18 protein-coding genes and 1 pseudogene are annotated in these 20245 nt (G+C 59.7%); 10 read left to right on the forward strand and 9 right to left on the reverse strand.

The features are described 5' to 3' along the window. Positions 1-33: 33 nt before the first annotated feature. The 4 genes from fecA to FHK92_RS08435 all read right to left on the reverse strand — a co-directional run bounded on the left by fecA (position 34) and on the right by FHK92_RS08435 (position 4931). A complete protein-coding gene (fecA, locus tag FHK92_RS08420) occupies positions 34-2373 on the reverse strand; it encodes a TonB-dependent Fe(3+) dicitrate receptor FecA (RefSeq protein WP_181287648.1) in 2340 nt (779 codons plus the stop codon). Between the two features lie 108 nt (positions 2374-2481). Beyond that, the gene (locus FHK92_RS08425) at positions 2482-3441 is read right to left on the reverse strand and encodes a FecR domain-containing protein (protein ID WP_181287649.1); all 960 of its coding nucleotides are present in this window, start codon (positions 3439-3441) and stop codon (positions 2482-2484) included. Further along, positions 3438-3926, reverse strand: a complete 489-nt coding sequence (locus FHK92_RS08430; protein ID WP_181287650.1) for a sigma-70 family RNA polymerase sigma factor — start codon at positions 3924-3926, stop codon at positions 3438-3440. The genes FHK92_RS08425 and FHK92_RS08430 overlap by 4 nt, the downstream gene beginning before the upstream one ends. A gap of 129 nt (positions 3927-4055) precedes the next feature. Beyond that, the gene (locus FHK92_RS08435; RefSeq protein WP_181287651.1) at positions 4056-4931 is read right to left on the reverse strand and encodes a helix-turn-helix domain-containing protein; all 876 of its coding nucleotides are present in this window, start codon (positions 4929-4931) and stop codon (positions 4056-4058) included. Positions 4932-5066: 135 nt separating this feature from the next. Here FHK92_RS08435 and FHK92_RS08440 point away from each other — a divergent pair, with 135 nt between their 5' ends. Further along, complete coding sequence (locus FHK92_RS08440) at positions 5067-5969, forward strand: DMT family transporter (protein ID WP_181287652.1); 903 nt, start codon at positions 5067-5069, stop codon at positions 5967-5969. Positions 5970-6029: 60 nt separating this feature from the next. Here FHK92_RS08440 and FHK92_RS08445 read toward each other — a convergent pair whose 3' ends face one another. The 4 genes from FHK92_RS08445 to norR all read right to left on the reverse strand — a co-directional run bounded on the left by FHK92_RS08445 (position 6030) and on the right by norR (position 10743). After that, a complete protein-coding gene (locus FHK92_RS08445) occupies positions 6030-7001 on the reverse strand; it encodes a 2-hydroxyacid dehydrogenase (RefSeq protein ID WP_181287653.1) in 972 nt (323 codons plus the stop codon). A 215-nt stretch (positions 7002-7216) separates the two neighbouring features. Then, positions 7217-7966: a YkgJ family cysteine cluster protein gene (locus FHK92_RS08450; RefSeq protein ID WP_181287654.1), complete on the reverse strand. Its 750-nt coding sequence runs from the start codon at positions 7964-7966 to the stop codon at positions 7217-7219. A 125-nt stretch (positions 7967-8091) separates the two neighbouring features. After that, complete coding sequence (locus FHK92_RS08455; protein ID WP_181287655.1) at positions 8092-8994, reverse strand: chemotaxis protein CheV; 903 nt, start codon at positions 8992-8994, stop codon at positions 8092-8094. A gap of 195 nt (positions 8995-9189) precedes the next feature. Then, entirely contained in the window at positions 9190-10743 is a 1554-nt protein-coding gene (norR, locus tag FHK92_RS08460) for a nitric oxide reductase transcriptional regulator NorR (protein ID WP_181287656.1), read from the reverse strand. Positions 10744-10892: 149 nt separating this feature from the next. Here norR and hmpA point away from each other — a divergent pair, with 149 nt between their 5' ends. The 9 genes and pseudogenes from hmpA (at position 10893) to FHK92_RS08505 (ending at position 19308) form a co-directional block, all read left to right on the forward strand. Continuing rightward, positions 10893-12074 (forward strand): NO-inducible flavohemoprotein, encoded by a 1182-nt coding sequence (gene hmpA / locus FHK92_RS08465; RefSeq protein ID WP_181287657.1) that lies wholly within the window; start codon positions 10893-10895, stop codon positions 12072-12074. 299 nt (positions 12075-12373) lie between these two features. Beyond that, positions 12374-12883 carry a disulfide bond formation protein B gene (locus FHK92_RS08470; RefSeq protein WP_030139920.1) on the forward strand — a complete coding sequence of 170 codons (510 nt, stop codon included), beginning with the start codon at positions 12374-12376 and terminating at the stop codon, positions 12881-12883. 783 nt (positions 12884-13666) lie between these two features. Further along, positions 13667-14614 (forward strand): ubiquinol oxidase subunit II, encoded by a 948-nt coding sequence (cyoA, locus tag FHK92_RS08475; protein WP_181287658.1) that lies wholly within the window; start codon positions 13667-13669, stop codon positions 14612-14614. A 3-nt stretch (positions 14615-14617) separates the two neighbouring features. Further along, positions 14618-16648 (forward strand): cytochrome o ubiquinol oxidase subunit I, encoded by a 2031-nt coding sequence (gene cyoB / locus FHK92_RS08480; RefSeq protein ID WP_181287659.1) that lies wholly within the window; start codon positions 14618-14620, stop codon positions 16646-16648. Positions 16649-16651: 3 nt separating this feature from the next. Continuing rightward, positions 16652-17278: a cytochrome o ubiquinol oxidase subunit III gene (locus FHK92_RS08485; protein ID WP_030139924.1), complete on the forward strand. Its 627-nt coding sequence runs from the start codon at positions 16652-16654 to the stop codon at positions 17276-17278. Beyond that, the gene (cyoD, locus tag FHK92_RS08490; protein WP_041022358.1) at positions 17279-17614 is read left to right on the forward strand and encodes a cytochrome o ubiquinol oxidase subunit IV; all 336 of its coding nucleotides are present in this window, start codon (positions 17279-17281) and stop codon (positions 17612-17614) included. It abuts the gene before it with no gap. 11 nt (positions 17615-17625) lie between these two features. Next, complete coding sequence (gene cyoE, locus FHK92_RS08495) at positions 17626-18513, forward strand: heme o synthase (protein ID WP_181287660.1); 888 nt, start codon at positions 17626-17628, stop codon at positions 18511-18513. A gap of 140 nt (positions 18514-18653) precedes the next feature. Next, positions 18654-18997: pseudogene (locus tag FHK92_RS08500) on the forward strand (toxin). Continuing rightward, positions 18994-19308 (forward strand): helix-turn-helix domain-containing protein, encoded by a 315-nt coding sequence (locus FHK92_RS08505; protein ID WP_030139928.1) that lies wholly within the window; start codon positions 18994-18996, stop codon positions 19306-19308. The pseudogene FHK92_RS08500 and the gene FHK92_RS08505 overlap by 4 nt, the downstream one beginning before the upstream one ends. Before the next feature lie 186 nt (positions 19309-19494). Here the strand turns inward: FHK92_RS08505 and FHK92_RS08510 are convergent, their stop codons facing one another. Next, a complete protein-coding gene (locus FHK92_RS08510) occupies positions 19495-20199 on the reverse strand; it encodes a hypothetical protein (protein ID WP_181287661.1) in 705 nt (234 codons plus the stop codon). Positions 20200-20245: the final 46 nt, after the last annotated feature.

The raw sequence follows: 20245 nt of genomic DNA on the forward strand, positions 1-20245 counted from the left end.
CCCGTTTTGTTTCAGCGATCCGCTGGGCACTGGTCAGAACGCAACGGAAGTTTGCACATAGAGCGTGCGCGGCTCGCCGACATACTTGCCGCGGTTGTTATCGTCGAACGAGCGGGTGAAATACTGGGTGTTGAAGATGTTCTTCACACCCACTGCAACGGTGAGGTCCGACAGTTGCGACCCGAAGTCATACGCGGCCCGGCTGCTGAACAGCATGTAGCCGGGAATATTGCCGGTACTGCCATCTGCGCTTTCGGCTCGGGTGTTGGCATTGTCTGCGAACTGAGCGCTCTGATAGGTGCTGTCCAGGTTCAGCTTCCATGGGCCTTCTGTGTAAGCGACTCCCAGGGTGCCTTTATGCTTCGAGGAGAAGGGCACACGGTTGCCCTTGTTCGGTCCATCCTCGCGAATAGTCGCGTCGACGAAGGCATACGTGCCATACACGTCGAAACCGCCCAGTGCCGGGCTAAGGCCTTCGAGGGCGTAGCTGAAGCTGGTTTCGATGCCTTGATGACGAGTCTCGCCGCGAGCGATGACCGAATCGTTGGTCTGATTGCTCTCATACTGGTTGTCGAAATTGATCAGGAATGCGCCGATCTCTGCCCGCAGGTTGCCGTTGTCGTAGCGAGTGCCCAATTCCCAAGTACGAGCCTTCTCCGGCTTCACTTCGCCGCTGCTGACACGATTGGGCATCTGGCTGTACTGGACGCTGCCGAACGAACCTTCGGTGTTGGCATAAAGATTCCAGTCATCGGTCAGGTGGTACAGCACGTTAAGCGCTGGCAGAGCGGTGTTGTAGTCGCCCTTGTACTTCACATTCGTCAGGTTATTGGTTTGCTGCGACTCGATCATTTCGTAGCGAACACCGGGCGTGATGGTCCATTTGCCAATATCGATCCGGTCATCGATGAAAAACGCGTTGGCCTCGGTGCCGCCGCGCGTGTCCCGATCGTTGCGGCTGGAGGTTGTCGGCAGTTCGTTGCTGGCGATGGGCGTGCGATAGCGCAGCTCATGACCGGCCTCGTTGATATAACGATAGCCGACGCCGACTTCATGGCTGGTCGGGCCAAGGTCGAAGCCCTGGGCGAAACGGGTTTCCAGTCCACGCACCCAATATTGGCGGGGTGACAGGGACAGGAAAGTGCCCTGGTCCAGGTAGCCGCTGCGCAAGGTCTTGGTAAAGAAAGTGCTGGCCGTGAATTCCCGACGGTCCTGCTGGTAGCGGTAGCCGAAATTGACCAGGGTGCGACGGCCCCAGAACCGGTCGTTCGGACGCGTGGATTGATACGGGTTGGCATCGTAGTCGGCCACGTTCAGGCCACCGGGCATGTCGGCTTCACCTTCGTAATACTGGGCCATGGCGTTGAAACTGTTGGCATCGTCCAGTTGGTAATTGCCCTTGAGGATCAAGTCGTCAATTTGTGTGTCGCTGTGTTCACGCCAGTCGCCGCCGCGAGTGCCGGAATAGAGCAGGGCACCGCCCAAGCCGTTATCGGCGGTTCCGCCGGCCAGCAGGTTCGATGACGTCTTGAAGCCATCGTGGCTGGAGGACGGGCTTGTCTCGGTCTGGAAACCACCCTTGACCGTCGGTGCGTCCGGAATCGCCCGGGTCACGAAGTTGACCACGCCGCCAACGTTCTGCGGACCGTAGCGCACCGCACCGCCGCCGCGCACGACATCCACCGCGTCCATGTTGCCCATGCTGATTGGCGCAAACGATAGCTGCGGCTGGCCGTAAGGGGCGAAAGGCACCGGAATGCCATCCATCAATACCGTGGAGCGAGAGGCCAGGCGTGGGTTGAGTCCGCGGATACCGAAGTTCAATGCCATGTCATGGCTGCCGGTGCCATTGTTTTCCGGTGCGTTGACGCCGGGAATGCGGTTGAGCACGTCCCGGGCCTGGGTTGCGCCCTGGCGTTCGAACTCTTCACGACGGATGACGTCACGGGCACCGGGGTGTTCGAAGACGTTGGTCTGTGCGGCGTCGCCGAGCCAATCGCCGACCACGGTGGTGGTTCCAAGATCCAGCGAGGCGTCGGCGGCCGGTTGCAGGCTGAAAGCTTTGTCGCCTTCGGGGCGGGCTTGCAGGCCTGTGCCTTCAAGCAGGGCACTCAGCGCTTGCTCCGGGCTGTAGTTGCCTTCCAGCCCGCGACTTTGCAGGCCTGCGGTTGTCAGCGAGCCAAAGGAAATCAACACCCCGGCCTCGCGTCCGAACTGATTGAGGGCATTTTCCAATGACGACGGCGCGATGTGATAGGCCTTGGTATCTGCAGCCTGTACGGGAGGCAGTGCGACGAAACTCAAGCTGGCCCCCAGAAGCAGCTGGCGCAGGGTACGGGCGAGCGGGGTGAGACAGGTAGGTTGCTGCAGCATGGATGAGGATCCCGAGAAGGTTGTATCGAAGTGCTTTCCTTCTCTGTCACCCGAGGCGTGGAAAACGGCTCACTGGCGCAGCACTTTTTTTGGGCTGGGCGCGATGATTCAAGCGCGAGCCTCGACTGTGACCCAATAGCGGGTGAAGCGACGTACTTTTACCGGCAGGCTGACCTCCAGCAGATCGAGGATTCGTTCACTGTTGTCCAGCGGATACGTTCCGGAGATCAGAAGGTTGGCAACCGCCTCGTCGCAGTGCAATTGGCCATGTCGGTAACGGCGGAGCTCATCAACGAAATCCGCCAGGCGCATGTGCGCGGCCACCAGCATGCCTTCCGTCCAGGCACCGCTGTTGGCATCCAGCGCCGTGGCGGACCCGGTGCCGTTGATGCCAAGGGAAACTTGCCGTGATGCCGTCAGCAACAACGCCGGGCCATGTTGGCTACGAATTTCCACCTGGCCTTCAAACACCGCCACCTGGGTGTGGTCCGGATACTCGCGGACGTTGAACCGAGCGTTGTGGCTGTCCAGCAGGCCATGGGCGGTCAGCACTTGCAGGGGCCTGGGGTCCCGGGCTGCGGTAAGAAACAGTTCCCCGTCCAGCAGGCGGATCAAGCGACGTTGAGCGTCGAAGCGAACGTCCACCGCGCTGCCGCTGTTGAGCTGCAACAGGCTGCCGTCATCCAGCGTCAGCCGTCGGCGTTCGCCCACTGGGCTGCGAAAATCGGCCATCAACGGCGGCAGCCATTGGCGTTCACGCAGGCCCCAGGTCAGCGCTGAGCCAGCGCCAAGCACCAGCAACATCTTCAGCGCCCGACGTCGCGCCGCCGACTTGGGTGCGTTGAGGGTCGCATGGGCCAGCGGCGGGGACACACTGCGCAGCCGCTGATTGACTCGCTGGATATGCTCCCAGGCCCGGCGATGTTCGCTGTGAGCAGCGAGCCAGTGTTCCCAGGCTTGCTGCTGGCGGGTATCGAGCGGGCCTTGCTGCATTTCCAGGAGCCAGTGTACGGCCTGCTCGGCAACTTGCGCGCTGACGCCGGGTGCGCCGTTGATCGGTGCGGTCATAAGGCGAAGTAGCAGCGCATTGCTGCCTTGTTCAGATGGCGCTTGACCGTCGCCAGCGAGATTCCCAGTTCACGGGCGATCTCGTTGTAGGTCAGGCCATCGACCTGGGCCAGCAGAAACGCCTGCTTGACCGCGCGTGGCAACCCATCGAGCAATTGGTCCAGCTCCATCAGGGTTTGCAGAATGATTGCCCGTTCTTCTTCCGATGGCGCTACTTGCTCCGGCAGTTGGGCGAGGGCATCGAGGTAGGCGCGCTCAAGGTCCTGGCGGCGGTAATGGTTGAACAGCACGCGCTTGGCAATGGTCGTGAGAAACGCACGGGGCTCCAGGACCGGCTGCGGATCGCGCGCAGTCAGCACGCGCATGAAGGTGTCCTGGGCCAGGTCGGCGGCACTGTCGGGGCAACCGAGTTTTCTTCGCAACCAGCCGTTGAGCCAACGGTGATGGGCGTTGTAGAGCACTTCGACGGTGTGTGCAGGCGGCAACGAAGAACATCCCGACAGCGCGAAGCTGTGCTAGAGAACAAGAATTGTTCGCATTGTAGGGGCGCGATGGTGGCTACGGCAATCGGGATGAGTACCTGGTTGTTTCATTTGGCCGAGGCATGCTGGGTTTTAGCGCAAGAACGCCTGTCGATATTCCCCGGGGCTTGCGCCCAAGGCTTGGCGAAAGCGGTTAGTAAAATGACTGGCGCTGGCAAACCCGCAGGCCAGCGCCACGTCGCCCAACGGCTGTGAAGTGCTGCGCAGCAAATGCCGCGCGCGGGCCAGGCGCCGAGCCAATACATATTGATGAGGTGGCAGCCCGAAACTTTCACGGAACATCCGTGCGAAGTGATATTCGGACAACGCACACAGCGCCGCCAATTGCCCGAGACTGATGGCATCGGCCAGGTGGCTGTCGACGTAATCCACCAGCATTCGCCGCTGATGAGCAGCCAGGCCACCCTTGAGGCGAAGGCCTTGGCGCTGGCCGACCTGGCTGAGTAACAGGCGATTGAGCAGGTCATGGGCCAGGCTGGTGGTCAGCAGGCGTTCACCGGGTTCGTCCCAGTTCAGCGCGATCAACTGGCGAAAGCGCTGGGCCTGTTGCGGGTCGTCGAGGAACGTTTCCTCGTGCAGTTGCACTTGTCGCGGCTCGCGGTCCAGCAGGGTAATGCAGCCAAGGGCGAATTGTTCAGCGCTGAAATACAGGTGGGCGAGGCGAATGTCGCCATTGATGACCCAGGCGGACTCATGCCCAGCCGGCAGGATGCAAAGTTTGTCCGGTGCGCCCGTAGTATCGGGCCGTTCGCGACGAAACGTGCCGGTGCCGCCAGCGATGTAGCACGACAGCGTATGGTGCGTCGGCGCTTCGTAGTCACGGGCGTCGTGGTGGTTGGTCCACAAAGCGGCCGCCATGCCGTCACCGAGCTCGGCGCTGTGCTCCAGGCGAGCGTTGGGCGAGCTGTTGAGGGCTTGGAATACTTGCAGGGTTTGCAGGCTGGTCATGATCGGTTTCTCCAGCTTGAATCCTACTCCCTCGACCGGCCCATGCCAGCCTGTCGTGCATAAAAACCGCAAGTTTACGCAAGCGCCACGCAGGCATCGGCGTGAGACTGGTCGCCATTGCCAGGAGTCGCCGTCATGAACCTCTCGTTGTACTTGCTTACCGTACTCATCTGGGGCACCACTTGGATTGCGCTGAAATTGCAATTAGGTGTTGTCGCCATTCCGGTCTCGATCGTTTATCGCTTCGGCCTGGCGGCGCTGATCCTGTTCGCGATGCTCCTGCTCAGCCGCCGCTTGCAGGTGATGAACCGGCGCGGCCACTTGATTTGTGTCGCCCAGGGTCTCTGCCTGTTCTGCATCAACTTCATGTGTTTCCTCACCGCGAGCCAGTGGATTCCCAGCGGATTGGTCGCCGTGGTGTTCTCCACCGCAACCCTCTGGAATGCCCTGAATGCCCGGGTGTTCTTCGGCCAGCGAATCGCCCGCAACGTGTTGCTGGGCGGCACCTTGGGATTGTTCGGGTTGGGGATGTTGTTCTGGCCGGAACTGGCTGGCCACCGCGCAAGCCCGCAGACCTTGCTCGGGTTGGGATTGGCGCTGCTGGGGACGTTGTGTTTCTCGGCAGGCAACATGTTGTCGAGCCTGCAGCAGAAAGCGGGCCTCAAGCCGCTCACGACGAATGCCTGGGGCATGGCCTACGGGGCGGCGATGTTGTCGGTGTGGTGTCTGGCCGAGGGCATCCCGTTCGACATGGAATGGAATATGCGCTACGTCGGCTCGTTGCTGTACTTGGTGATCCCGGGTTCGGTGATCGGTTTTACCGCCTACCTGACGCTGGTCGGACGCATGGGGCCGGAGCGAGCGGCGTATTGCACGGTTCTGTTTCCGGTGGTGGCGCTTAACGTCTCGGCATTCGTCGAAGGTTATCAATGGACGGCGCCCGCGCTGGTCGGGCTGGTGCTTGTGATGCTGGGTAATGTGCTGGTGTTTCGCAAGCCGCGACCAGCGGCCGCGAAAGTCGCGCTGGGTGCCCGCTGATGCACAACGTCAGGCGATAAACCCTGTGGCGAGGGAGCAAGCTCCCTCGCCACAGGGGGGTTATTTCCAGACTTGCGGGTTGACCAGGTTCTGCGGCCGCTCGCCCAGCAATGCGTTGCGCAGGTTCTCCACAGCGAGATTGGCCATGGCCTCACGGGTTTCATGGGTCGCCGAACCGATATGCGGCAAGGTCACGGCATTTTTCAATTGGAACAGGGGCGATTCGGCCAACGGCTCTTTCTCGTAGACATCCAGCCCGGCGCCGCGAATGCGGTTGTTTTGCAAGGCTTCAATCAACGCCGGCTCGTCCACCACCGGGCCGCGGGAGATGTTGACCAGGATGGCGCTCGGTTTCATCAAGCTCAGCTCGCGTTGGCCAATGAGGTGGCGGGTCTTCTCGCTCAACGGCACCACGAGGCAGACGAAGTCCGCTTCGGCCAGTAGTTGATCCAGTTCGCGAAATTGAGCACCCAGCTCAATTTCCAGTTCGACCTTGCGGCTGTTGCCGCTGTACAGGATCGGCATGTTGAACCCCAGCCGGCCGCGTCGGGCGATGGCCGCGCCGATGTTGCCCATGCCGACGATGCCCAGGGTCTTGCCGTGTACATCGCTGCCGAACAATTGCGGCCCGACTGACGCCTGCCATTGGCCAGCCTTGGTCCAGGCATCCAGTTCGGCAACGCGACGGGCGCTGCTCATCAGCAGGGCGAAGGCCAGGTCTGCGGTGCTTTCGGTGAGCACGTCAGGGGTATTGGTGAGCATGATCCCGCGTTCATTGAAGTACGCCAGGTCGTAGTTGTCATAGCCCACCGACACGCTAGATACCACTTCCAGTTTCGTGGCGTTCTGCAGTTGCTCGCGGCCGAGCTTGCGACCGACGCCGATCAGTCCGTGGACATGGGGCAGGGCTTCGTTGAACTGCGCGTTGATGTCGCCGTTCGATGGGTTGGGCACGATCACATCGAAGTCCTGTCGCAGGCGCTCGATCATGGGGGGCGTGATACGGCTGAAGGCAAGTACGGTTTTTTTCATCGTGCAAGGCTCATCTGCATGGAATACCAAGCACGCTAACATTCTTGGCGCGGGTTAGGCGAGAGGGATGGCATTTCAGAGAGCAGCTAATTCCTTGTGGGGAGCGAGCTTGCTCGCGATGGGGCCGTCACATTCAGCATCAATGCAAGCCGCCCCACCGCTATCGTCGGATCGCCGCCCGGAGCAAGCTCGCTCCCACAGGGATTCTTAGAGATTCATGCAGCTCGCAGCGAAATGAAGGCGTAGTCGACCGGCGCTTGCGTGACGACCCGCGCGCCGCTGGCCGTGACTTGGCTGGCAACGTCATCACCGGACAAATGGAATTGCCAGTCGCTGTCTTGCGGTTGCAGTGGCTGCGAACGGGCCTGGTCGATGGCAGCGGCAAACGCATCCATGTTCGGCAGGTACGCCGTGAATCCGTCGCCCTTCAGTGCCGTGGTATGAATGCCCAGGGAGGCGCAGATGCGTTCCTTGATGCCGATTTCTTCACGGTCAGCCTGGCGTGAGCGCTCGATCAATCCTGCCAGTTCCCGGTCCACCAATTTGCCGCCGACGATCAACTGTGGCCCCGTTTCCCACGACTCCGGTGGACAGTCCTTGGCGGCGGTATTGAGCGGGATGTGCGGATTGATTTCCATCGGATAGATGCGGCACACCAAAGGCCTGCGCTCATAGATGCTGCACAGGTTGTCGGCATCCAGGTTGTGGCAGGGGCCGGCGTTGTAAGCGGCAAAAGTGATCGCCACCATGGCTTGGCTCGTGCCGCTGCGCACGACTGCGGAGCGACGTTCGGCGTGCTCGCGCTGCGCCACGGGCAGACCGAGGCCATTGGGGAGGAAGGCTTCGACCAGGACAATCACTTGCCCGCCGTCACTGGCCCACATCCTGGCTTCATCGAGCGTCAGGGGAACGTGATGACCGGAGCAGCATTTACCGCACCCTACACAGGAAAACGTTGTATTCATTGATCGACCGCAGGCAAATAGGCTGAAAGCAGCGTCACAAAAACGCCGCGATGAGCCGTGCGAAGCAAGTTATGCGCCATCCACTGGGAGGCGACAACGAAGCCTGCGATCGATTTTCAGCGAACTCAGCGGCCTTGTTCAGCCACGGCCTTGGCCGCCGTGATCAGGCACTTGGTCAGTTCGGGCGAAGAGAACTTGGTCAGCACACCGTTGGCGCCGGCCAATCGTGCTTTTTCGCTGTTCATGGCGCTGTCGAGCGAGGTGTGCAGCAATACGTAGAGGTGGGAGAAGTCCGGCGTCTCGCGCAGCGTGCGGGTAAGTGCATAGCCGTCCATTTCCGACATTTCGATGTCGGAAACGATCAGGTTGATCTCTTGTGCGGTGCCTTGCAGCTCCAGCAGGCAATCGATGGCTTCCTTGGCGCTGCGGGCCGTGTGGCATTGCAGGCCCAGGTTGCGCAGGGTGTGCACGGACTGTTGCAGGGCGACCTGGCTGTCATCGACCACCAGGATCCGTGCGTTGCCGAGCACTTCGGCGTCTTCCATGCTCAGCTCGGTGGGCGCCGTCTCGATTTGCGCCGGGGCGATGCCGTGGATGACCTTTTCGATGTCCAGCACCTGCACCAGCGTGCCGTCCACCGAGGTCACGCCCGTGATGAATGCGCGCACGCCGCCGGAGCCGTAGGGCGGTGGCTTGATGTCGGTGGTCAGGCAATGAACGATTTTGCTCACGGCCTGGACATGCAGGCCTTGTTTGGAACGGCTGACGTCGGTGACGATCAGGCAGCCGCCATCGGGATCTTCCAACGGTCGCTCGCCAATGGCGCGGCTCAGGTCGATCACCGACAGTGATGTCCCGCGCAGCGTGGCGATGCCTTTGACGTGCGGATGCGACTCCGGCAGCTTGGTCAGTGGCGGGCAGGGAATGATTTCACTGACCTTGAGCAGGTTGATTGCCATCAGCTTGCCGCTGCGCAAGGTAAATAGCAGAAGCGAAAGTGAATCTGCGCGGGCTTTGTTGGAAGACATAAAAACCTTCTGTGTAAAAAGGTGGGGCGAGCGATGTAGATCGCCAAGACAGCTTTTGATAACGGGTTATCGACTTGTTGGGGGCAGGCTTTAGGACGAAAAACTGTCAAAGGCCAGGATCGTCGTCACAAGTTCTTGTGCGAGGCCGCTTCTGTGGCGAGGGAGCTTGCTCCCGCTTGGCTCTGTCCGTTGTCGTTATTTCAGGCCCAACCGCTTCGCCATGCGTCCCAGGTTCGCCCGGTCCAGGCCCAGCTCGCGGGCGGCGCTGGCCCAGTTGTGCTGGTGACGCTCCAGGCAAGCGCTGATGACTTGCCGTTGATAATTTTCCATGGCCTGGCGCAGGTCGCCGGTCAGCATTTCCGGCTGCACTGGCACAGGGCTGGCAATGGGCGCGTTGTCCGAGGCTGCACGGGGCAGGTCCAGGTCTTCGGCGCTCAAGCTGAGGATTTTCGGCCTTGTCTTGCAATGACCCAGTGCTTTCAACGCGCTGCGGCCAATCAGGTGTTCCAGTTCCCGCACATTGCCCGGCCAATCGTAGGCCAGCAGCGCGGCCTGGGCATCGCTGGTCAGGCGCAGGCTGCCCAGGCCCATGCGCGAACGGTTCTGTTCCAGGAAAAAACCGGCGAGCAGCAAGACATCACGCCCGCGATCACGCAGCGCGGGCACCTGCAGCGGATACACACTCAAGCGATGGTAGAAGTCGGCCCGATAACGGCCATTGCGCACTTCATCGGCGAGGTCGCGATTGGTCGCCGCGATCAGACGTACGTCGACGCGGTGTTCCTTGTCCGAGCCCAGGCGTTGCAACTGACCGCTCTGCAAGACTCGCAGTAACTTGGCCTGGACGGTCAGGGACAGCTCGCCCACTTCATCAAGGAACAAGGTTCCGCCGTCGGCCAGTTCGAATTTGCCGCGCCGGTCGTTCATGGCGCCGGTGAAAGCGCCGCGCACATGACCGAACAGCTCGCTTTCCACCAGGGTGTCCGGCAGGGCGGCGCAGTTGAGGCTGATCAGCGGCTGGTCGGCGCGGGTGGAGGCCGCGTGGATCGCCTGGGCAACCAGTTCCTTGCCGACGCCGGTTTCGCCGGTGATCAGCACCGTCAGGTCGCTGCCGCCCACCAGTTTGATTTCTTCCACCAGGCGTTTGTGGGCCTTGCTCTGGCCTACCATGTCGCGATGCTGCTGACCGCTCGCCTGGCGATAAACCTCGGCGCGGTGATGCTCATCTTCGGCCCTCAGGGCCAGCCGATCGATCCGTTCGGCGGCGCTGACTGTGGCGGCAGCGAGGCTGGCGAAGGCTTGCAAGGCGCTCAGGTCGATCGGTTCGAAGCGTTCCGGATCCAACGAATCAAGGGTCAGCAACCCCCAGGGCCGCTCGTCGACGAACAGCGGGCAACCCATGCAGTCATGAACTTCCAGATGCTCGTCCAGCCCTTCGACCAGCCCGTCGTAGGGATCGGGCAGGTCGCTGTCGGTGGCGAAGCGCGTCGGTTGCGGATTGGCCAGCAAGGCCTCGAAACGCGGGTGTTCGCTGATGCGGAAGCGCCGACCCAGCGTGTCGGTGCTCAAGCCATCCACGGCCAATGGCACGAGGCAATCCCCCTCCAGGCGCAGCAGTGCAGCGGCGTCGCACGGCAGCAGGGCGCGCAAGGCGCCGAGCAAGCGCCGATAACGCTCGCCTTCCGGCAACTCGCGGGACAGGTCTGCCACCAGCGGTAGCAGTGAAGTGAGCAAAGAGGTTGCGGTCATAATGACTCCATCTGGTCATAACGACTATAAAGGCTGCCGTGTCTTTATGACTAATCTGTTTTCAACACATTGAAAATAAAGGATAAATTTTATGGCATGAAAACTGATAAGCATGGATATCCGTTATCTGTACCACGCGAGGAGTCACTATGCTGAGTCGAGAACAACGCGCCATTATCCGTTCCACCGTCCCATTGCTCGAGAGCGGTGGTGAAGCGCTGATCACTCATTTCTACCGCATGATGTTGTCCGAATATCCCGAAGTGCGCCCGCTGTTCAACCAGGCTCACCAGGCCAGCGGCGACCAACCCCGGGCGTTGGCCAATGGCGTACTGATGTACGCGCGCCATATCGACCAGCTCGATCAGTTGGGCGACCTGGTAGCGAAAATCGTCAACAAGCATGTGGCCTTGCAGATCCAGCCAGAACATTACCCGATCGTCGGCGCCTGCCTGCTGCGGGCAATCGCCGAAGTGCTGGGCGAAGAGATCGCCACGCCGGAAGTGATTTCGGCGTGGGGCGCGGCCTATAACCAATTGGCCGATATCCTGATCGGCGCCGAAGCCGGCCTGTATGACCAGAAGGCCGCAGCGCCGGGCGGCTGGCGCGGGGAGCGGACATTCGTCCTCGTCGACAAGGTCCAGGAAAGCGCCGAGATCACTTCGTTCTACTTCGAACCGGCCGACAAGGGCCCGATTCTGCAGGCCGAGCCAGGCCAATACATCGGCATGAAATTGGTCTTGGACGGTGAAGAGGTGCGCCGCAATTATTCGCTGTCGGCCCTGGCGGACAATGGGCAGTACCGCATCAGCGTGAAGCGCGAGGCGGGTGGCCGCGTGTCCAATTACCTGCACGACGAGTTCCAGGTCGGCAGTAGCATCCAACTCTTCCCGCCGTCCGGGGACTTCTATCTCACGGAAAGTGACAAACCGTTGGTATTGATCAGCGGCGGCGTCGGCATCACCCCGACCCTCGCCATGTTGCAGGCGGCGTTGCAGACCGAGCGTCCCGTGCACTTCATCCATTGCGCACGCAATGGCCAGGTACACGCCTTCCGCGGCTGGATCGATGACTTGGCCAGCCGGCATCCGCAACTCAAGCGCTTTTATTGCTACGACGAGCATGACGGCACAGGTCCTGCGGCTGACAAGGTCGGGCTGTTGAACGAGGCGCAACTGGCGCAATGGCTGCCGGAACAGCGCGACCTGGACGCTTATTTCCTTGGGCCGAAAGGCTTCATGGCGGCGGTCAAGCGGCATCTCAAGGCCTTGGGCGTGCCGGCGGAACAAAGCCGTTACGAGTTCTTCGGGCCGGCGGCTGCGTTGGAGTAAACGCTTCGGGCGACCTGGGAGACCGGGTTGCCTTCATCGCGAGCAAGCTCGCTCCCACAGTTTTTCGGAGGCCATTCTGTTGGCGTACCCCCAATCCCTGTGGGAGCGAGCTTGCTCGCGATAGCGTTGGTTCTACCGACGCGGTACTGAAATTAATCCGCGCTTAACCCCCTTCCTGTTTATTCCCCCGATACTGCCGACTGCCGCTCGTTCATCTTCTGCGTGTAGACTTCGGCCATCCGATAACGCGCCACGTGCCGCAAGGCTGCGCGTCGATCCATGCACTTAAGGGAAACGCAATGAATGAGGAAATGATGCGGCTGGGCCGTGAGCGGCGCTATCTGGTGCTGCTGGGGCTTATCTGCCTGGCGCTGATCGGCGGCGCGCTCTATATGCAGGTGGTCCTCGGTGAGGCTCCCTGCCCACTGTGCATCCTGCAACGCTATGCGTTGTTGCTGATCGCGATCTTCGCCTTCATCGGCGCGGCGATGCGTAGCCGCCGCAGCCTGACGATCTTTGAAGGCCTGGTTGTGCTTTGCGCCTTGGCCGGCGCGGGAGTAGCGGGGCATCACGTATACACCCAGTTTTTTCCGGCGGTCAGTTGTGGCATCGATGTGTTGCAACCGATTGTCGATGACCTGCCGCTCGCGAAGATCTTCCCGTTGGGCTTCCAAGTCGATGGTTTCTGCTCCACCCCGTATCCGCCGATCCTCGGGTTGTCGCTGGCGCAATGGGCGCTGGTGGCGTTCGTGCTGACCGTCGTGCTGGTGCCATTGCTGGTGTCACGCAATCGCAAAGCCATTCGCTGAAACAGCGCAGGAAGACGCCCCGGTTTCTTTATAAGAGCCGGGGCGTTTGTCGTTTCAGGCTCGGTAAGGATCAACCTTGATCCGAGGCAAGAATAGCCTGCGGCAATGTGCGACACGTTGTCACACATGTTGCGTCCGGGCTCCTTTCAAGACGCGAATTGACGCTTCAATCTGTAATAAAAAAACAGCCTGCTGGCACTTTGCTGAGTACGCAGAAGTGATCTCGTGCAGGCATTTTTAACAGCGAAGCGCATCATCGCCCAGGCCCCGAAAAACGGGCGCCTGAAAGCTATCAAGGCTCAGTCATACGACTCGGAACTGTCTAAATCGGGCGTAGTAGCCTTACGATTTTTGGGGTTCTTGTTGAGAATTAATTTCGATAAGATGCTGGCCCGTTGCGATGTCGACAAGAGATTGTTGCCGGTTCGGATAAAAATTATTTCGGGATGAGACATGGTCTACGGCGCGTCAGCTCACTACAATCGCCCGCACCGAATTTCCGACCCGGCTCAGGCTTGAGCACGAGAGTGGTCGACGGGCGCCAGCGCCCCATGCGACCCCAGGTGTCGGTGCCTCCAACTACCCGCACCAAATGGAATTGGGCTTGAACTAGGCCTTTGACCAACGAATAAGAACTCACTGCTGGCCCAGGATGTGTCGAACAGCCGCTGACGTTCGACGGGCAGCCCTTATTCAATCCAAGAAAATGCCAACCCTTGGCAGGGTGAAGTGTTGGCGATCAAAACCCAACTGCATTGCGCAAGCTGCTTTAGAGGTCGTGAGATGAGTAAAAACAGGTACCCCCGATTACTAGGCTTGTTGCCGCTGCTCGGCACGTTGTTGCTGGGAGGCTGCAACATGACCCTGCTCGATCCCAAGGGCCAGGTCGGCCTGGATGAACGAAACCTGATCATCACCGCCACGCTGCTGATGTTGCTGGTCGTCGTGCCGGTTATCGTCATGACGTTCCTGTTCGCCTGGAAATACCGCGCGTCCAACACTCAGGCTGTGTACACGCCGAAGTGGTCCCACTCGACCAAGATCGAAGTGGCGGTATGGACCATCCCGGTGCTGATCATCATTGCCCTGGGTTACGTCACCTACAAGTCGACCCATGCCCTGGACCCGTATCGTCCGCTGGATTCCGACGTCAAGCCGATCACCATCGAAGTCGTCTCGATGGACTGGAAGTGGCTGTTCATCTATCCGGAACAAGGCATCGCCACTGTCAACAAGATCGTGTTCCCGGCCCACACGCCGATCAACTTCAAGGTCACCTCCGACACCGTGATGAACTCGTTCTTCATCCCGGGCCTGGGCGGCCAGATCTACGCGATGGCTGGCATGCAGACCAAGCTGCACCTGATCGCCAACCAGAACACCGAACTTGAAGGTATCTCCGCCAACTACAGCGGCGCAGGCTTTACCGGCATGAAGTTCAAGGCGACCGCCACCACCCAGGAAGAGTTCGACGCCTGGGTAAACGAAGTCAAGAAGGCACCTAAACAGCTTGAAAAAGCTGAATACGAAGCCCTTTCCAAGCCGAGCCAGAACAACCCAGTCGAACTCTACTCGTCGGTAACGCCGAACCTGTTCCAGACCATCATTGATAAGTATGAAGGGATGAATCCGGGCAAGCCGATGCATCACGAGAAGGGCGAGAAGGAAGTGGCTCACAACATGGAAGGGATGGACATGAGCTCGCATTCAGCTGCCGGGGCAGAGGAGTAAACGATGTTTGGTAAATTAAGTTGGGAAGCGATCCCGTTCCACGAGCCGATTGTCATGGTGACCCTCGCCATCATCGCGCTCGGTGGTCTGGCATTGTTCGCAGGTATCACTTATTTCAAGAAGTGGACCTATCTGTGGACTGAGTGGCTGACCTCGGTCGACCACAAGAAGATCGGCGTGATGTACATCATCGTCGCCATGGTCATGCTGCTGCGCGGTTTTGCCGACGCCATCATGATGCGTACCCAGTTGGCCATGGCCACCGAGGGCTCGCCTGGCTACCTGCCGCCTGAGCACTATGACCAGATCTTCACCGCCCACGGTGTGATCATGATCATCTTCATGGCGATGCCTTTCTTCACCGGCCTGATGAACCTGGCAGTGCCGCTGCAGATCGGTGCCCGTGACGTTGCCTTCCCGTTCCTGAACTCCCTGAGCTTCTGGCTGCTGGTGTCCGGCGTCGTGCTGATCAACCTTTCCCTGGGTGTCGGCGAATTCGCCAAGACCGGTTGGGTTGCCTATCCGCCTTTGTCGGGGCTGCAATACAGTCCGGGCGTGGGTGTGGATTACTACATCTGGGCGCTACAGCTATCCGGGTTGGGGACAACGCTGACGGGGGTCAACTTCCTGGCCACCGTGCTGAAAATGCGTACCCCAGGCATGAAGCTGATGGACATGCCGATTTTCACCTGGACCTGCACCTGGGCCAACGTCCTGATCGTCGCTTCGTTCCCGATCCTGACCGCGACACTGGCTCTGCTGACGCTTGACCGTTACATGGATTTCCACATTTTCACCAACGAACTTGGTGGCAATCCAATGATGTACGTCAACCTGTTCTGGGCTTGGGGTCACCCTGAGGTGTACATCCTCATCCTGCCGGCGTTCGGTATTTTCTCCGAAGTCATCTCGACGTTCTCCGGCAAGAAACTGTTTGGCCACCACTCGATGATCTACGCTTCCGGCGCGATCTCGGTACTGGGCTTCATGGTCTGGCTGCACCACTTCTTCACCATGGGTTCGGGGGCCAGCGTCAACGCCTTCTTCGGCCTGGCAACGATGCTGATTTCGATCCCGACCGGGGTGAAACTGTTCAACTGGCTGTTCACCATCTACCAGGGTCGCCTGCGCTTCACCAGCCACGTGATGTGGACCCTGGGCTTCATGGTGACCTTCGCCATCGGCGGCATGACCGGCGTACTGCTGGCCATTCCGGGTGCGGACTTCGTGCTGCACAACAGCCTGTTCGTGATCGCGCACTTCCACAACGTGATCATCGGCGGCGCGGTGTTCGGCTACATCGCCGGCTTCGCTTTCTACTTCCCGAAAGCGTTCGGCTTCAAGCTGCACGAAGGTTGGGGCAAGGCAGCGTTCTGGTTCTGGATCACCGGCTTCTTCGTCGCGTTCATGCCGCTCTATGTACTGGGCTTCATGGGCATGACCCGTCGCCTGAACACCACCACCAACCCTGAGTGGGTGCCGTACCTGTACGTCGCCATGTTCGGTGCGGTGATGATCGCTGTCGGTATCGCTTGCCAGCTGATCCAGCTGTACGTCAGCGTGCGTGACCGCAAGAAGCCGGAAAACATGTGCGAACACGGTGACCCGTGGAATGCCCATACCCTGGAATGGTCGACTTCTTCGCCACCACCGTTCTACAACTTCGCCGTGCTGCCGAAAGCAGACGTGATCGACCCGTTCACCGAAGCCAAGGAAAACGGTACCGCGTACCAGACCCCGGCCAAGTATTCGCCGATCCACATGCCCAACAACACCGCGACCGGTGTGGTCATGGGCGCACTGTTGACCGTGTTCGGTTTCGCGATGATCTGGCACATCTGGTGGCTGGCCATCGCCAGCCTGGTCGGCACCGTGGTGTATTTCGCCATCCATGCCGCCCGTGACGATCAGGGCTACATGGTGCCGGTGGATGTCATCGAACGCATCGAAGCCGAGCAGCACAAGCGCCTGGTCGCGGCCGGGAAAGTCCCTGCCACCGCCACCCGTGTTGAAACCTCGTTGGAACAGGCTTAAACCATGTCGAACTTAGTGACCAATGTTGGACACGCCCATGGTCATGACCATGGGCACGATGACCATCACCACGACTCGGGCGAGATGACCGTATTCGGTTTCTGGCTCTACCTGATGACCGACTGCATTCTGTTCGCGTCGATCTTCGCGGCCTACGCAGTGCTGGTTAACAACGTCGCCGGTGGCCCGTCGGGCCACGACATCTTCGAGCTGCCGTACGTGCTGGGTGAAACCGCGCTGCTGTTGTTCAGCTCGATCACCTACGGCTTCGCCATGCTGGCGCTGTTCAAGGGCAAGAAGAATCAGGTACTGGGCTGGCTGGCCATGACCTTCCTGTTCGGTGCCGGCTTCATCGGCATGGAAATCAACGAGTTCCACATGTTGATTTCCGAAGGCTTCGGTCCTAACCGCAGCGGTTTCCTGTCCGGGTTCTTCACCCTGGTCGGCACCCACGGTCTGCACGTGACCAGCGGCCTGATCTGGATGGCAATCATGATGTACCAGGTCCAGAAAAAGGGCCTGACCGCCACCAACAAGACGCGCCTGAGCTGCCTGAGCCTGTTCTGGCACTTCCTGGACGTGGTGTGGATCTGCGTATTCACCGTTGTTTATCTGATGGGGACCCTGTAAATGGCTAACGCTCATTCCCATGATGGCCACGACGCCAGCCACGGCAGCGTCAAGTCCTACGCCATCGGCTTCATCCTGTCGGTGATCCTGACCGTCATTCCGTTCGGCCTGGTGATGTACCCATCGCTGCCCAAGAGCCTGACGCTTTGGATCGTTCTGATCTTCGCCGTGGTCCAAGTATTGGTCCACCTGGTGTACTTCCTGCACCTGGACCGTTCGGCCGCCCAGCGCAACAACGTGATTGCGTTTGTCTTTGCTGCGTTGGTGATCGTTCTGCTGGTCGGCCTGTCGTTGTGGATCATGTTCAGCATCCACACCAACATGATGGCGCACTGAGGAAAGTCCGGATGTCACTGAAGCACTTTATCCAAATCACCAAGCCGGGGATCATTTTCGGTAACGTGCTTTCTGTGGCGGGCGGGTTTTTCCTGGCCTCGAAAGGGCATGTCGATCTGGCCATCTTCCTGGCGGCGATGATCGGCACTTCCCTGGTGGTGGCGTCCGGTTGCGTGTTCAACAACTGCATCGACCGCGACATCGACATCAAGATGGAACGCACCCGGAACCGGGCGCTGGTCCAAGGCCTGGTTTCGCTGAAGCTGGCCCTGGTATTCGCCACGGTGCTGGGCGTGGCGGGCGTGGCGCTGCTGTATTGGGTCGCCAACCCGCTGGCGGCGTTGTTCGCGGTGATCGGCTTTGTCATCTACGTCGGCCTCTACAGCCTGTACCTCAAGCGCAAGTCGGTCCACGGCACGCTGGTGGGCAGTCTGTCGGGGGCGATGCCGCCGGTGATCGGCTATGTCGCGGTCAGCAACAGCTTCGACATGGCTGCGCTGACGCTGCTGGTGATGTTCAGCCTGTGGCAGATGCCGCATTCCTACGCCATCGCGATCTTCCGCTTCAACGACTACCTGGCAGCCTCGATCCCGGTATTGCCGGTCAAGCGCGGTATCCAGGTGGCCAAGAAGCACATCCTGCTCTACATCCTTGCGTTCCTCGTGGCGACCTTGATGCTGACCTTCAGCGGCTACGCCGGCATGAGCTACCTCGCCGTCGCCGCTGCCATGGGCATGTACTGGCTGTACATGGCCTGGACCGGCTATAAGGCCGTAGATGACCGGGTCTGGGCACGCAAGCTGTTCGTGTTCTCGATCTTCACCATCACCGCCCTGAGCGTCATGATGTCCCTGGACTTCAAGGTGCCGAGTGAGTTGCTGCTGACTTACGCGCCTTAAGTGCCAGACGCTGCGAAAGAGCCCCGCCTTCGAGAGAAGTGCGGGGCTTTTTTTCGAAATGGGGCATGACTAGCCGCTGTCATTCGTCGCAATAGATTCTGGCTTGTTGATCTATAGGCGATTTGCCTATAGTTTCTGCCATGCGAACCTTATTTTTTGAAACGACTACCTTCACTGCCACGGTTGATCATTACCTGACCGATGATGAATATCGCCTGCTTCAGTTCTACATGCTGCAGCATCCAGAGGCCGGTGACGTCATGCCACGTACCGGTGGCTTCCGTAAGCTGCGTTGGTTCGATGAAAGTCGCGGCAAAGGGAAACGAGGTGGACTGCGGGTCATTTATTATTGGTTGAGGCATGATCGTCAGTTCTGGATGTTTGCGATTTATGACAAGGACGAACTGGAAACCTGACCTCCGAGCAAGAGAAGACGCTCAAGCGCGCCATAGAAGCTGAGTTGAAAGTACGAGGTACCTTATGAAAAAGCGCGATCTGTTTGCCGAGATGATGCAAGGCGTCGAGGAGATGGCCGCTCACCGCGAGGGCAAGATTACCCTTCGCCAGATTTCGATCGAAGACAAGCCGGTTCCCGAAGTGTCGGCCCAGGAAATCGTGGCCCTGCGCGACAGGCTCCATATGTCCCAAGCCGTTTTCGCGAAGAGCATCAGGACCAGTCCAGGCACCCTCAGAAACTGGGAGCAGGAGAAGTCCAAGCCTAACGCCCAGGCGGCTTTGTTGATCAAACTGGTCGAGAAGTTTCCGGATATGGTTGAGCGGCTTGGTGCTGTTTGAACCGCCAGTCGCTATGAAAAAGCCCCGCCTTCGAGAGAAGTGCGGGGCTTTTTCTTGGGCATTACATAGGACTTCTGTGGGAGCGAGCCTGCTCGCGAAAGCGCCCGGTCAGCCAACATCACTTCAAATGATCCACCGCATTCGCGAGCAGGCTCGCTCCCACAAGGGGCTCGACGCAGGCTTGTTTTATTGCTGGGCGATGCTGTAGCCGTCGAACGCTTTCTGCTGTTGCAGCGCGGTGACGATGCTTTTGCGGGTGGCCGGCTGTTCGGTGCCGTTGTTGTCCAGGAAGGTTTCGCTTTCCAGTTCGGCTTCTTCGCCTTCGCCAATGAAGTTGAAACCCAGGAACTCGAAGGCCTCGCGGTCGACGTTCGGCTTGGAGCGTGGCGTGCGCAGGGGCAGGGTGACACTGATGCCGTCCTTGCTGATGACGAACACCTCGGCCTCCTTCTTGGGCCGCGAGGCCTTGCCCTTGCTGCCACTCGGGTTGCTGATGGCCTGGTGGGTCTGGTTCAGCACTTTCAGGGCCAGGCCATAGACCAGTTCCTGGAAGTCCGCATCATCCTTGTAGCTGGAAAGAATGCGGCTGATGGGGAAGCGGCTGCTGAGGTCTTCCAGGGCGGCAAAGTCTGCGGCTTCGGCATCCTTGAGTTGCTTGAGCTGGCCCATCAGTTCGTAGGCCTTGTCGTCATCGAACGCATCGTGGGCCTGGCGAATGGCGGTGCGCAGTTCGCGGATCTGGTCGCTTTCGCGGTTCGACTGGAACGCATCGAGGACCATCTCGCTGATGGTTTTGGCCTGGGGCAGATGCTGTGAAAGATTGATGGAGTTTTCGTATTCCGCTTTGGACGACAGGGTGACTACGGATTCAGCGGTATTGGAATCGGACATTGAAATTTCACTACTTCTGTTAGCGGGATAAGGCGAGAAAGGCATT

Source organism: Pseudomonas brassicacearum subsp. neoaurantiaca, from assembly GCF_013608025.1.
Lineage (GTDB): Bacteria > Pseudomonadota > Gammaproteobacteria > Pseudomonadales > Pseudomonadaceae > Aquipseudomonas.

Bases quoted from the DNA above. Each gene is read 5' to 3' on its own strand.
- fecA (WP_181287648.1), bottom strand. From the start codon at position 2,373: ATGCTGCAGCAACCTACCTGTCTCACCCCGCTCGCCCGTACCCTGCGC.
- FHK92_RS08425 (WP_181287649.1), bottom strand. From the start codon at position 3,441: ATGACCGCACCGATCAACGGCGCACCCGGCGTCAGCGCGCAAGTTGCC.
- FHK92_RS08435 (WP_181287651.1), bottom strand. From the start codon at position 4,931: ATGACCAGCCTGCAAACCCTGCAAGTATTCCAAGCCCTCAACAGCTCG.
- FHK92_RS08440 (WP_181287652.1), top strand. From the start codon at position 5,067: ATGAACCTCTCGTTGTACTTGCTTACCGTACTCATCTGGGGCACCACT.
- FHK92_RS08445 (WP_181287653.1), bottom strand. From the start codon at position 7,001: ATGAAAAAAACCGTACTTGCCTTCAGCCGTATCACGCCCCCCATGATC.
- FHK92_RS08450 (WP_181287654.1), bottom strand. From the start codon at position 7,966: ATGAATACAACGTTTTCCTGTGTAGGGTGCGGTAAATGCTGCTCCGGT.
- FHK92_RS08455 (WP_181287655.1), bottom strand. From the start codon at position 8,994: ATGTCTTCCAACAAAGCCCGCGCAGATTCACTTTCGCTTCTGCTATTT.
- norR (WP_181287656.1), bottom strand. From the start codon at position 10,743: ATGACCGCAACCTCTTTGCTCACTTCACTGCTACCGCTGGTGGCAGAC.
- hmpA (WP_181287657.1), top strand. From the start codon at position 10,893: ATGCTGAGTCGAGAACAACGCGCCATTATCCGTTCCACCGTCCCATTG.
- FHK92_RS08470 (WP_030139920.1), top strand. From the start codon at position 12,374: ATGAATGAGGAAATGATGCGGCTGGGCCGTGAGCGGCGCTATCTGGTG.
- cyoA (WP_181287658.1), top strand. From the start codon at position 13,667: ATGAGTAAAAACAGGTACCCCCGATTACTAGGCTTGTTGCCGCTGCTC.
- cyoB (WP_181287659.1), top strand. From the start codon at position 14,618: ATGTTTGGTAAATTAAGTTGGGAAGCGATCCCGTTCCACGAGCCGATT.
- FHK92_RS08485 (WP_030139924.1), top strand. From the start codon at position 16,652: ATGTCGAACTTAGTGACCAATGTTGGACACGCCCATGGTCATGACCAT.
- cyoD (WP_041022358.1), top strand. From the start codon at position 17,279: ATGGCTAACGCTCATTCCCATGATGGCCACGACGCCAGCCACGGCAGC.
- cyoE (WP_181287660.1), top strand. From the start codon at position 17,626: ATGTCACTGAAGCACTTTATCCAAATCACCAAGCCGGGGATCATTTTC.
- FHK92_RS08505 (WP_030139928.1), top strand. From the start codon at position 18,994: ATGAAAAAGCGCGATCTGTTTGCCGAGATGATGCAAGGCGTCGAGGAG.
- FHK92_RS08510 (WP_181287661.1), bottom strand. From the start codon at position 20,199: ATGTCCGATTCCAATACCGCTGAATCCGTAGTCACCCTGTCGTCCAAA.